General features: G+C 68.9%; 9 protein-coding genes. 2 read left to right on the forward strand and 7 right to left on the reverse strand.

Annotated elements, in window-relative coordinates; translation table 11 throughout:
- Positions 1–125: 125 nt before the first annotated feature.
- Entirely contained in the window at positions 126–1,922 is a 1,797-nt protein-coding gene (locus DMC18_RS11455; protein WP_110132943.1) for a glycosyltransferase, read from the reverse strand.
- Positions 1,919–4,351 carry a glycosyltransferase gene (locus DMC18_RS11460; protein ID WP_110132944.1) on the reverse strand — a complete coding sequence of 811 codons (2,433 nt, stop codon included), beginning with the start codon at positions 4,349–4,351 and terminating at the stop codon, positions 1,919–1,921. The genes DMC18_RS11455 and DMC18_RS11460 overlap by 4 nt, the downstream gene beginning before the upstream one ends.
- 116 nt (positions 4,352–4,467) lie before the next feature.
- Between DMC18_RS11460 and DMC18_RS11465 the strand changes: the two genes are divergently transcribed.
- Positions 4,468–4,662: a hypothetical protein gene (locus tag DMC18_RS11465; RefSeq protein WP_110120575.1), complete on the forward strand. Its 195-nt coding sequence runs from the start codon at positions 4,468–4,470 to the stop codon at positions 4,660–4,662.
- Between the two features lie 101 nt (positions 4,663–4,763).
- Here DMC18_RS11465 and DMC18_RS11470 read toward each other — a convergent pair whose 3' ends face one another.
- The 5 genes from DMC18_RS11470 to DMC18_RS11490 form a co-directional block, all read right to left on the reverse strand.
- On the reverse strand, positions 4,764–5,576 hold the full coding sequence (locus DMC18_RS11470; protein WP_110120574.1) for a glycosyltransferase: 813 nt from the start codon (positions 5,574–5,576) through the stop codon (positions 4,764–4,766).
- Positions 5,577–5,592: 16 nt separating this feature from the next.
- Entirely contained in the window at positions 5,593–6,369 is a 777-nt protein-coding gene (locus DMC18_RS11475) for an ABC transporter ATP-binding protein (protein WP_110120573.1), read from the reverse strand.
- Positions 6,370–6,372: 3 nt separating this feature from the next.
- Complete coding sequence (locus DMC18_RS11480; protein WP_158285900.1) at positions 6,373–7,167, reverse strand: ABC transporter permease; 795 nt, start codon at positions 7,165–7,167, stop codon at positions 6,373–6,375.
- A gap of 245 nt (positions 7,168–7,412) precedes the next feature.
- Positions 7,413–8,738, reverse strand: coding sequence for a mannose-1-phosphate guanylyltransferase/mannose-6-phosphate isomerase (locus DMC18_RS11485; RefSeq protein ID WP_110120571.1), 1,326 nt, complete (start codon positions 8,736–8,738; stop codon positions 7,413–7,415).
- A gap of 85 nt (positions 8,739–8,823) precedes the next feature.
- Complete coding sequence (locus DMC18_RS11490; protein ID WP_110120570.1) at positions 8,824–10,851, reverse strand: NAD(+) synthase; 2,028 nt, start codon at positions 10,849–10,851, stop codon at positions 8,824–8,826.
- Positions 10,852–11,053: 202 nt separating this feature from the next.
- Between DMC18_RS11490 and tkt the strand changes: the two genes are divergently transcribed.
- On the forward strand, positions 11,054–12,894 hold a 1,841-nt coding region (gene tkt, locus DMC18_RS11495), incomplete at its 3' end, for a transketolase (RefSeq protein WP_110132945.1).

Genomic DNA, 12,894 nt, shown 5'->3' on the forward strand with positions numbered 1-12,894 from the left:
CCGCCGCCGCGGAAGCCGCGCCGACCGTGCCGGCCGCCGATCCGCCAGCGCCGCCGCCGCCCGCTCCGGGCAAGCCGAGACGGGGCGGACGCTTCCTGGCCGTCTAGCCTTCGACGGTCAGGCGCCTAGGTGAACTGGGTGAGGCTGTGCAGCGACTCGTCCTCGATCCCGAAGGCCGGGTTGTGGAACGGGTCGAACTGCAGCGAGCCGCCCCAGCGGGCGATGAAGTAGTTGTGCTCCAGCTGCCGGCGGCGCGCCAAGGCGCTGTTGGCGACGTCGGAGCGCATCGACGCCGACTCCATGTGGATCAGGACGGCCCGCGGATCGAACACGACCGCGTGGCCCGAGCGGCGTGCGCGCAGGCAGAGGTCGACGTCCTGCAGGTAGGTGGCAAGCTGCTCGTCGAAGCCGTTCAGGGCCTCGAAACAGGCGCGCGTGACCATCATGGCCGCGCCGGTGACCGCGCTCACCTCGCGCGGCGCGCTGGCGTAGAAGAGGTAGTCCTCGTCGGGCAGGCGGGCGTGGCGCAGGGTATGGCCGGCGATGCCCTTGAAGCCCAGATACATCGCAGCGTGCTGGATGCGTTCGTCGGGATAGACCAGCAACGGGGCGGCGACGCCCACGCCGGGCTCCTGGACGTCGTCCACGAGCCGCCCGAGCCAGTCCTCGGTGACCGGGGCGATGTCGTCATTGAGGAACAGCAGGTGCGAGGCGTCGGTCAGCTTCGCGCCCGCATTGCAGAACCGCGAGAAGTTGAACGGCTCGTCGCGGACCAGAACCTTGACCTTGGGCGCCCCGGCCAGCTCGTCCAGCAGGGCCTTGGCGTGGGGGGCGGTGGTGTTGTTCGAGACGATCACCAGGTCGCTGATCAGCGGGTTGGCGACCAGGTCGAGGCTGCGCACCAGCTGGCGCAGCAGGTGCCCCTTGTCCTTCGTGCAGATGACGACGCCGACCTGGGCGCCCGGATGCGCCGAGGCCTTGGTCCGTTCGCCCAGCCGCGTCCGCTCGTCGACGATGCGTTGCGGATCCAGGTCGATCTCGGCGACGACCTCGAACACGTGCCGCCACGCGGAGCGGCTGTCCGTGAGACCGCGCGAGGCCATCCAGCCGCGCAGGGCGTCGTAGGGGGCGGGGGCAACGGCGAAGGCGGCCAGGACGTCGGCGCGGAACGCGAGCCGCGAGAAGGCGTAGTCGACATGCCGCGCCAGCAGCGGGTTGGCGCCGGGCAGGAAAAGCGGCGCGGCCTGCTCGGCGGTCAGCGAAACCATGTCGAAGCTGACGACCTCGGTCTCGCCGCGCGCATGGGCGGCAGCCACCGTCTGCGGCCAGCGCCGAAGCAGCCGGTCGCCGGCCTGCAGGAAGACGACCAGGCCGTCCGCCCGGGCCAGGACGTCGGACCAGCCGGACAGGATCGTGACCCCCGCCGGCGCGGCCGGCGGGAGCGTCGGACCCCAGGCGCGGGGTCTCGACGCGAGCGCATCGTCCGGCAGGTCGGCGAGGCTCTGCAGGGTTCGCGACACGGCGTCGGCCGGCCCCTGCGCGATCACCACGGTGAGCGAGAGCTTGCGATGCCGCGGGCCGCCCGCCAGCGTCTCCTGCTTGGCGACGTGGCGGTCGTGGGCCAGCACCCTCTGCTCCCAGCGCGCGCGCGGCATCGCGAAGCGGCGGTCGAGGTCCTTCTCGTCGAAGCGATCCTCGTCGGCGGCCAGCTCGTTGTTGGCGAGCCGGCGTCGTCTCTCCAGGCTGGACAGGGCGAGCTTTCGGTCGACCGGCGGCAGCAGGGCGTAGCGCAAGGTCGGGACGATGCCCTGCCGGCGCACCATCGCCACGCCGAAGCTCAGCAGGTTGCCCGGGCCGTGGCGCTTGAGGGCGCGCGCGCCGGCCAGCGCCGCCCGGGGGATGCGGGAGATCAAGGACGTCATTTCGAAGCGCTCTGAACTAGGCGTCGCCGGAAGGTGGGCCAGCTGATGTCGAAGGCGTCGGCTTCGCTCATGTCCAGGCCAAGGCCCAGATCGGCGGCCAGTCCGCGGGCCTCGTCGTAGAGTTCGCCCTGCAGCCTCGCCCACGGCCAGAGGGTTTCGGCGTCGACGCCGGCGTCCCGGGCCAGGGCCAGGGCCTGCGGCATCAGGAGAGCGTGCCAGCGCGGGCGATGGCGCACCCAGCTGTTGTGCGCGTTGCCGACGATGCTGACGGGCGCGTGCCAATAGGAGTCGCACTCGCCGAAGCTCTCGAGGATGGTCTTGGTGCAGGGGATGCTCTCGACCAGGTCGACGAAGGGCTTGCCCGCGAAGGTGTGGTCGTAGGCGGCCGACAGCACGTCGGAGCGCCAGATGTTGATGTAGATGGCCGTGAACAGGTTGTCGTGCTGGGCGGCGACCGTCCTGACCGGATAGACGCCGCTGGCGATGGGCCGCTCGGCCAGCAGCACCTTTTCGGCCATCACGCGCTCGGGCGTGTCGGCCGGCCCCAGGGCCTGGCGGTAGTAGACCCCGAAGTTGAGGTAGGCCAGGGGAACGCCGCGCTGGCGCTTGAGGCTGTCGACGATCGCGTCGAACTGCTGCGGGACGATGAAGTCGTCGTCGCCGACCAGCCACACATACTCCGCGCCCTGCAGCAGCGAGCATTCACGCATGTTGCCGAGCATGCCGACATTGGCCGGGTTGACCACCCAGCGCAGCCGCGTGCCGCGGAACATCTGCTCGATCGCCTCGGCCGTCCCGTCGGTGGAGGCGTTGTCGACCACGGCGATCTCGAGGTCGGCATGCTTGGGCAGCTGGGCCAGCAGCCACTTGATGTTCTCGATGACGAAGTCGCGCCGGTTGTAGGTGGACAGAACGACGCGAAGGAAGACCGGGCGTTCCCGGGCCTCTCCGGCGAGAGCCTGGCGCAGGGCCGCATAACGTTTCTCGACGCGGGCGATCCGGGCCAGGCGCTGGCGAAAGCCCGACAGCTCGGCCGTCAGGCGCGCGCCCTCCGCCTCGCCGACCGCCAGCCGGGAGGGCAGTAGCGTCTTCACGCCGGCCTCGGCGGCCGCCGCCACGAAGGCGTCGCGCGCCTGGGTCGACGAGAAGACCGCCACGTCCGAGGCGGCGAGGGTCTCGACGTCCTCCACATCGCCTTGGGCGACGCGGACGTCCTGGGCCGGGGTCGCCGCGCCCGGCGTGGCGAGGGAAAGTTCACGCACGATGTCGCGCGCGTAGTCGTCCCAGGTGCGAAGGGCGCGGGCGGCGATCTCGGAGCGCAGCCGGAGGCGAAGATCGGCGTCCTCGCTGAGCCGGACGATGGCCTCCTCCAGGGCGGCCTCCTGGCGCACGTCGACGGTCAGGCAGCCGCCGCCCTCGGCGACCTCGGCCATCGCCCCGAAGTTCGCGCACAGGCACGGCAGGCCGGCGGCGAGGCTTTCGGCGATCGGCAGGCCAAAGCCCTCGTCCTCGGAGACGAAGGCGGTGAAGGCCGTGTCCTTCAGGCGATCGGCGATGACCTCGTCGGGGGCGTAGCGCAGGTAGTCGACGGACGGATTGGCCTGCACCAGGGCCTCGAACTCGCGGGCGACGGCCGGGTGAAGGGAGCCGGCCAGCAGGACCCGCATTCCGCGCGCCGCGGCGCTGCGCTTCTGGGCCCGCGCGAAGGCGCGCAGGAATTCCACCTGGCGCTTGCGCGGCTCCACGGTGCCGACCAACAGGATCAGGCGCTTGTCGGTCTCCTGGCCGCCGGCGACGGCCGGGGCGGCCTGGCGGGCTTCGGCCAGCGGCGCCGCCCGGATCTGCCCGTCGGGCGCGGCCAGGCCCAGGCCGGCGTAGAAATCCTCGAGGGTGCGCGCGCTCCAGTGGGAGATCGGCAGGATCAGATCGGCGCGGCTGATCTCGGCGAGATAGCGCAGATGGGCGGCCTTGTCGGCCTGATAGGCCGCGTGTGAGAGCGGGATATGGTCGTAGAAGACCGTCGCGACCCGGATGCCGCGCTCGCGGCACTGCGACAGCGCCTTGGCGAAGGCCTCCATCCGATCGGGAATGTGATGGCCGACTTCCGGATCGATGAGCCAGGTTTCCTCGGGGCTCTCCCAGAGGTCGGAAAACCGGTAGGCGACGCGGCGGGCGGCCGGATGGGGGCGCAGGCCCGCGGGCCAACGCCCGCAGCCGAAGAGCCGGTCGAATTCGTCGTGGTCGATCGGTCGCAACTGGCCGGCCTGGGCGTCCCAGCGCACGAGATGCAGGTTCGACACGGTCGCCAGGGTCCGCGCGAGTTCGACGACCACGCGGTGAATGCCCGACCGGGCCGCGGAGTCGACGGTCTCCCCGACGGACAACAGGATCGTCGGAAGCGTCGCGGGACTGAACTTTTGCAGAGGCATGAAGACTTCTATCCTGGATGCCGCCCCGGTCCGGCGGCCGCGTTGAACCCCAGCCTTTCCGGCGCGCTATCACTCGGGGCGCCGGCGGAGCGCCCGGTCGATCGAGGAGCCCGCGAATGAGCAAGGAGCCGCCCGAAGGCGTCGCCGTCGAACCCGCGCCCCGTCATCGCTGGCTGCGGCGTGAGATCTGGTTCGTGGTCCTGGCGGCGGTCGCCGTACTGGTCCTGGCGTTGACTATGCGGCATCGGGACGCCCCGCGGGAAGCCGAGGGGCGGCCGGTGGGCGTCGTGCCGAATTCGTCGGGCGGTTAGCGCGGGTCGCGTCCGGTCGAGAGCCGCAGGACCTGCCCGGAACCCCGAGGAAGGGTCCGGGCGGCCGGCGTGCGCTTCGGTGACGAGCGCCCGCGCCCAGTTCACGACGCTGCGGTCGCGGGCAACTTGTCGAGCGCCTCGGTCAGCAGCGGCATCGGAAGCCTCGGCAGGCCCTGAGCGTCGCTGAACGCGTTGGCGTACTCGACCAGCGACGCGAAGTTCTGCTGCACGAAGGTGGTGAACCAATAGTCGTTGGTGCCGTACTGGAAGCGCGGGAACGCCACGGCCTTCAGGGTGATGTACGAATACAGGAGCTGCTTCTCGTGCGCCGAGCCGTGCGTCTTGTAGGCGTTCAGGTGGTGCAGCGTCACGTCGACCTGGCCGGCCGTGGCGTAGGCGCTGGCGCCGCCGTCCCAGATCTCTTCGTGGATCAGGCCCTCCCAGCGCATCGCGGGGTCGTTCCAGTGGAACCGGCGATGCTGTTCGGTCGTGAAGGGGGCGGTCTTGATCAGCTGGTCCAGGTCATGGAGACCAAGGCCGGGGGCCTGCTGATAGTTCTTGCGCGTCACGTTGAACGCGCGCGTCGCGCCCGGATCCAGCTGGCGCAGGGCGCGGACCTGGTCGGGCTCGACCAGTTCGTCGGAATCGATGGCGAGAACCCAGTTCGCGCGCGTGAACTGGGTGCCGTAGTTCCGCGGATGGGCGAAGCCGAAAGCGAAAAGGTTCGAGCGCGGATAGCTGACGACGCGGTCGGCTTCGGTCAGGAACTTCTCGTAGATCTCGAAGCTGCCGTCGTCCGAGCCCATGTCGACGATGATGATCTCGTCCACGCACTGTTTCATGACGGGCAGCGTGTGCTGCAGCATCTCGGCTTCGTTGTACGCGAGGACGAGGGCGGCGATTTTATCTATCACGGAATTCTCCCTGGCCTCAGGCCGTCGCCGCGACGGGCGGTGAGGGTGCGTTGAGCTGGTGCTCGTAGGCGGAGATCACGTCCTCCACCGGCCCGTAGGTGACGAGCGAGCCCGAGTTCAGAAAGGCGGCGTGGCTGCAGAAGTTGCGCACGATCGCCAGCGAATGGCTGGCGAGGATCAGGATCCGGGCCTTGGACACGAAGCGGGCGGTGCGTTCCGAGGCCTTGGCCACGAACCGCGAGTCGCCGGCCGCGAGCCATTCGTCCATGATCAGGATGTCGGGCTCGAAGGCCGTCGCCACGGCAAAGGTCAGGCGGCCTTGCATGCCGGCCGAGTAGGTGTTCACCGGCAGGTCGATGAACTGGCCCAGTTCGGCGGTCTCGATGATGTCCTCGAGGGCCTTGGTGATCACCGGGCGGGAGATGCCGCGATAGTAGCCCAGCAGATAGATGTTCTCGCGACCGGTGAGCTCGACGTCGAGGCCCAGGCTGGTGTTCAGCGCCGAGGACACCTCGCCGGAGATCGCCACGTTGCCGCGGGTCGGGGCGTAGACGCCCGACAGCACCTTCAGCAGCGTGGTCTTGCCGGCGCCGTTGGGGCCGATCAAGGCGACGCGCTCGCCGTCCTTGATCTTGAGGCTGACGTTGTTGAGCGCGCGGATGATGACCTTGTTGTCGCCGCGGGACATCAGCGAGCCGCCGACGGCGGTCGGGGTCAGACGCTTGCGCAGGGATCGCGCGTTGGCGCTGAAGATCGGCAGTTCGACGGTGACGTTGCTAAGTGAAATCGACATTCGTCAGATCCAATAGGCCAGGTCGCGGCGGAAGCGGTTGAACACGAGCGCGGTGATCGCGCCGCCGACCACGAGCATGATGGCGGAAAACTGGTAGCTCGCCAGCGGGACGCGATGCTCGAAGATCGGCGCTCGGATCAGTTCTATGAGGTGATAGATCGGATTGAACGCCAGGAAGGGCGTGCCCGCGCGCAGTTGCGTCGGCTGCCAGATGATCGGCGTGACGAACAGGGCCAGCTGCATCGCGTAGATCACGATCTGGGCCACGTCGCGGTAGCGCAGGCAGACCATCGCCAGGCACAGGGCCAGCCAATACATGTTGAGCAGCATCAGCACCAGGCCGGGAAGCGCCGCCAGGGCCACCACGTCGACCGGATACTTGTAGTAGACGAAGGCGATCACCACCGGGAGGATGCAGTGCGCCGCGACGATCAGGTTGCGCACCAGGCAGCGCAGCACGAACGTCGTGTAGGGCACCCGGACCGACGAGATCAGCCCTGCCCCCGCCTGGAAGGCCGTGGTCGATTCGGTGACCACGGTGGACAGGAAGTTCCAGGCCAGCAGGCTGATGGCGATGAATGGGATGAAGGTTCCCGGCGGCGTCTTGAGGATCTGCGAATAGAGCAGGCCGATGCCGAGGATCGTGACGCCGAGGCCGAGCGTCAGCCAGAGCGGACCCAGCGACGAGCGCCGATACCGCTGACGGATGTCCTGAACGCCCAGATAGGCCCAAAGCCGCCAGCGCAGGATTCCGGTCGTGAAGTCCCAAGCCGCAATATGCTTTTCGCTAATGTCCATCTGTCGAGATTTTTGGACCATCTATGCTTTCGCCTTGTCGGGATAGTTGTGGGTGGTCAGCACTGATCTTGTTATGCGCCCGTCAATATAGCGGTGCGGATTGGCAGAATATCCGCAGCGGAGAGCGTTAAGATTTTTCGCGCCGGCTGTCGAACCTGTTCTTTGTCGCGCGCCGTATGCGGCGACGTTTCGTGGTTGGGCATTGAGGTGAAAAGGTGGCCGACGCGTGGCGTCGTGTTGCACGATCAGCCGACCGCTGCCTTCGCCGTGATCAGGAGCACGGCGGGGCTCTCCGCGCGCACGGAAACGGGCTCGTCGATGCTTTTGGTGAAGCTTTCGGTCCAGATCTGGTCGCTCTGGCTAAGGCTTCCTTCCAGGACCTGCAGGGTCCCGATCGGCAGGACGGTGGCGGCCCCGGCGCCCAGGCGCCACATTTCGATCGCGTGGCCGTTGGCCTGGCTCAGGGTCTCGCGCGCGACGCCCTTCCGGTTCGACACGCCGTGACGGTGGGCGATGCTCCGGTCCTGGTGCTTCAGGAAGTCGACCAGGGCCTTGACGTGCTGGGCGTCCTGCCGCCGGCAGACGAGCACGGCGTCCGGCTCGGCCACGATCATCAGGTCGCTGACGCCGATGGCGCCCACGAACGGGCGGGTGGAGCGCGCCAGAACGCCCGAGCAGCCCATGAGGTGCACGTCGCCCTGGACGACGTTGTGGTCTTCGTCACGGCTGGAAATTTCCCAGATGGCGTCCCAGGCGCCCAGGTCCGACCAGGTGAAGGTCGCGGGCGCGACGGCCGCGCGTTGGGTTCGTTCCATCACCGAATAGTCCAGAGACTTCTTGCTGGCCCGGCTGAACGCCTCGGCGCCCAGATAGATCCGTCCGTCCTCGAAAGTCGCGGTCTCGACCGAGGCGACGGCGGACTGGGCGATGTCGGGTTCGAAGGCCAGCATCTCGTCGAGCAGCACCCGCGCGAAGAACGCGAAGTTGCCGCTGTTCCAGACGTAGTCCTCGGCCATGTAGCGGAGCGCGGTGGCCAGGTCGGGCTTTTCCACGAAGGCGTCGACGGCATGGACGCCGTCCATCAGCAGCGCGCCGGCGCGGATATAGCCGAAGCCCGTCGCCGGAGCGGTCGGCTTGACCCCGAAGGTCACCAGATAGTCCTTGGTGGCGGCGGCCACGGCGACGCCGGCGGCCTCGCGGAACAGGTCAGGCTCGGCGATGTAGTGATCGGCGGCCAGCATCAGGATGACGCCGTCCACATCCCGGGTGCGGACATAGGCGGCCGCCGCGGCGATCGCCGGTCCGGAGTCACGCGCCTCGGGCTCGATGATGACGGTCAGGGGGACGTTGATTTCCGCGGCCTGCTGCTCGACCATCTCGGCCATCGCCGCGCCGGTCACGACCACGCACTCGCGCGCGCCGTCGAGATCCTTCACGCGGAGCAGGGTTTCCTGGAAGCTTGACCGTTCACCGACGAGTTTGAGGAACTGCTTGGGTTGGTCTGGGCGCGAGGAGGGCCACAGACGGGTGCCGGAACCGCCACATAGAACGACAGGGTAAATGGCGGTCATAAGGGTTCCTCAAGCGCCTCTGTAACGCTAGTTGCACTCGCCTAAATCTACGCGCCACCGCAAGCGCTATTTTGGCGCGTCGAAATCAATTCACATTCAGTTCGGCCAACCAGGCGTCGGCGGCCGCATCTGAAGGCATCCGCCAGTCGCCGCGCGGCGACAGGGCGCCGCCCGACGAGATCTTGGGGCCGTTGGGCAGGGCCGAGCGCTTGAACTGGTTGTTGAAGAACCGGCGCAGGAAGAGCTCCAGCCATTTCTTGATCTCCGCCAGGTCATAGGCGCGCCGCGCGGCCTCCGGCAGGCCGGCCGGCCAGGCGCCGTGCTCGGCGTCATGCCAGGCGCTCCAGGCCAGGAAGGCGATCTTCGACGGCGCCATGCCGTAGCGGGTCATGTAGTAGAGGTTGAAGTCCTGCAGGGCGTAGGGGCCGACGAAGCTCTCGGTGGCCTGCACCGCCTCGCCCGGCACCAGCTCCGGCGAGATCTCGGTGGCCAGGATGTCGTCGAGCAGGGCGGTGGTCGCCGCATCGACGTCGCCGGAGTGCGAGACGAAGCGGATCAGGTGCTGGATCAGCGTCTTGGGAACCCCGCTGTTGGGGTTGTAGTGGCTCATCTGGTCGCCGACGCCGTAGGTGCACCAGCCCAGGGCCAGCTCCGACAGGTCGCCGGTGCCCACCACCATGCCCTTGTGGTGGTTGGCCAGGCGGAACAGGTAGTCGGTGCGCAGGCCCGCCTGCACGTTCTCGAAGGTCACGTCGTAGACCGCTTCCCCCTTCGCGAAGGGGTGGTCCATGTCGGCCAGCATCTGCCGGGCGGCCGGGCGGATGTCGATCTCCTCGGCGGTCACGCCCATGGCCCGCATCAGCGCCCAGGCGTTGCTCTTGGTGCGGTCGGAGGTGGCGAAGCCGGGCAGGGTGTAGGCGCGGATGTCCGAGCGCGGCCGGCCCAGCTGGTCCATGGCCTTGGCGGCGACGATCAGGGCGTGGGTGGAGTCGAGGCCTCCCGAAATGCCGATCACCAGGCTTTTCGATCCCGTCGCCTCGACCCGACGCGCCAGGCCCTGGACCTGGATGTTGTAGGCCTCGTAGCAGTTCTCGCGCAGCTTGGCCGGATCGGACGGCGTGAACGGGAAACGCTCGACCGCCCGCGCCAGGGCCAGGTCGCCGGCCGGCGGCTGGAAGTCGAACGGGATCACCCGGAACGGGACCGCGGGCGGGGCCAGGGCCATGGCGTCGCCGAAGCTGCCCACCCGCATGCGCTCCTGGCGGATCCGCTCGACGTCGACGTCGGCGAAGGTCCAGGTCGGGCCGGTGGAGAAGCGTTCGGTCTCGGCCAGCAGGGCGCCCATCTCGTGGATGTCGAGGTGGCCGTCCCAGGCGACGTCGGTCGAGCTCTCGCCCGCCCCGGCCGCCGAATAGACATAGGCCGCGATCGCCCGGGCCGACTGGCTGGCGCACAGCAGGCGGCGGGTCTCGGACTTGCCGATGGTGATGTTGCTGGCCGACAGGTTCAGCAGGATCTCGGCCCCGGCCAGGGCCTGGGCGGTGCTGGGCGGATTGGGCGTCCAGACGTCCTCGCAGATCTCGATCCCGACCGTGAACGGGTTCTCGCCGCCGCTCCGCAGCAGCACGTCGGTCCCGAACGGAACGTCCTGGCCGGCCAGGCGCAGGCTTCTGCCGGTCACCCCGGCGCCGGGCGTGAACCAGCGGCGCTCGTAGAACTCGCGATAGTTGGGCAGGAAGCTCTTGGGAACGACCGCCAGCACCCGCCCGCCCTGGATGGCGACGGCGGTGTTGTAGAGCCGGCCGGCGTCGCGCAGCGGCGCGCCGACCACGAACAGCGGGGCGAGGGTCTTGCTCGCCTGCGCCAGGGTGGCGATCGCCGCCTCGACGGCGTCCAGCAGCACGTCCTGCTGCAACAGGTCGTCGATGGAGTAGCCGGTCAGGCCCAGTTCGGGGAAGGCGATGGCCGCCACGCCCTGGTCGTGCGCCTGGCGCACGAGGTCGAGCACGCTTTGCGCGTTCATGGCCGGGTCGGCCAGCTTCACCTTGGGGACGGCCGCGGCCACGCGAACGAAGCCGTGGCGGTAGGGCGAGAAGAACGACGGGCTACCCAAGAGGCCGACCTTTCGAGGTTATGCTGAAAATGAGCATAAGTCTGTACCCTGCTATAGCCGTTCCGCCGGCCGTTGCATAGCGGCCGCAGCTTTCGAGCGTCGAGCCCGGTTTGCTTGACCCTGGCGGCCTCGCATGTCACGTGCGGGCCGCGCAGGCGCCCCCGCCGTCCACAGACATATAAAGCCGAAGAGCCAGAGCCCCATGCCCGTCTCGCCGATCAAGATGGCCGACGCCATCCGCGTCCTTTCGATGGAGGCCGTGCACAAGGCCAAGTCGGGTCACCAGGGCATGCCGATGGGCATGGCCGACGTGGCCACCGTGCTGTTCAGCAAGTTCCTGAAGTTCGACGCGGCAAAGCCCGACTGGGCCGACCGCGACCGCTTCGTGCTGTCGGCCGGCCACGGCTCGATGCTGCTCTACTCCCTGCTTCACCTGACCGGCTACAAGGCCGTGACGATGAAGGAGATCGAGAACTTCCGTCAGTGGGGCTCGCTCACCCCGGGTCACCCCGAAGTGCACCACACCCCGGGCGTGGAGACCACCACCGGCCCGCTCGGCCAGGGCCTGGCCACCTCGGTCGGCATGGCGATGGCCGAGGCCCATCTCGCCGCCGTCTACGGCAAGGACCTCGTCGATCACCGCACCTGGGTGATCGCCGGCGACGGCTGCCTGATGGAAGGCGTCAGCCACGAAGCCATCAGCCTGGCCGGCCGCCTGAAGCTGTCCAAGCTGACCGTGCTGTTCGACGACAACAACACCACCATCGACGGCGTCGCCACCATCGCCGAGACGGGTGACCAAGTGGCGCGCTTCAAGGCCGCCGGCTGGGCGGTGAAGGTCGTCGACGGCCACGACCACGGCAAGATCGCCGCCGCCCTGCGCTGGGCGACCAAGCAGGACCGCCCGACCATGATCGCGTGCAAGACGCTGATCTCGAAGGGCGCCGGTCCGAAGGAAGGCGACCCCCACAGCCACGGCTACACCCTGTTCGACAGCGAGATCGTCGCCGCCCGCGCCGCCATGGGCTGGGACGCCGCGCCGTTCACCGTGCCGGACGACATCGCCAAGGCCTGGAAGAGCGTCGGCCGCCGCGGCGCCCGCGTCCGCAAGGCCTGGGAAGCCGCCGTCGCCGCCTCGGACAAGGGCGCGGAACTGACCCGCGCCGTGAAGGGCCAGCTGCCGGCGAACGCCTTCGAGAAGCTCGAGGCCCACATCGCCGCCGCCGTCGAGAACAAGCCGGTCAACGCCACCCGCGTCCACTCGGGCTCGGCCCTGGACCAGCTGATCCCGGCCATCCCGGAAATGATCGGCGGCTCGGCCGATCTGACCGGCTCGAACAACACCCTGGTCAAGGGCATGGGCGCCTATGACACGCCCGACTACGCCGGCCGCTACGTCCACTACGGCGTGCGTGAGTTCGGCATGGCCGCGGCGATGAACGGCATGGCGCTGCACGGCGGCGTCATTCCCTATTCGGGCACCTTCCTGGCCTTCGCCGATTATAGCCGCGCGGCGATCCGCCTGGGCGCCCTGATGCAGGCCAAGGTCATCCACGTGATGACCCACGACTCCATCGGCCTGGGCGAAGACGGCCCGACCCACCAGCCGGTCGAGCAGGTGGCCAGCCTGCGCGCCATCCCCAACCTCCTGGTCTTCCGTCCGGCCGACGCCGTTGAAGCCGCCGAGGCCTGGCAGGTCGCCCTGCAGCAGAACACCACCCCGTCGGTGATGTGCCTGTCGCGCCAGAAGACCCCGCACGTGCGCACCAGCGCCGGCGAGAACCAGGTCGCCAAGGGCGCCTACGAGCTGCTGGCCGCCGACGGCGAAGCGGCCGTGACGATCTTCGCCACCGGCACCGAGGTCGGCCGGGCCGTCGCCGCCCGGGAGATCCTGCAGGGCCAGGGCAAGCCGACCCGCGGGGGCGCGGTTCCCTGCTGGGAGCTGTTCGACCAGCAGCCGGCCGCCTACCGCAAGGCGACGAGCGGCGACGCGCCCGTGCGCGTGGCCGTCGAGGCCGGCATCCGCCAGGGCTGGGAGCGCTT

It is taken from the genome of Caulobacter sp. D5, from assembly GCF_003185805.1.
Lineage (GTDB): Bacteria > Pseudomonadota > Alphaproteobacteria > Caulobacterales > Caulobacteraceae > Caulobacter.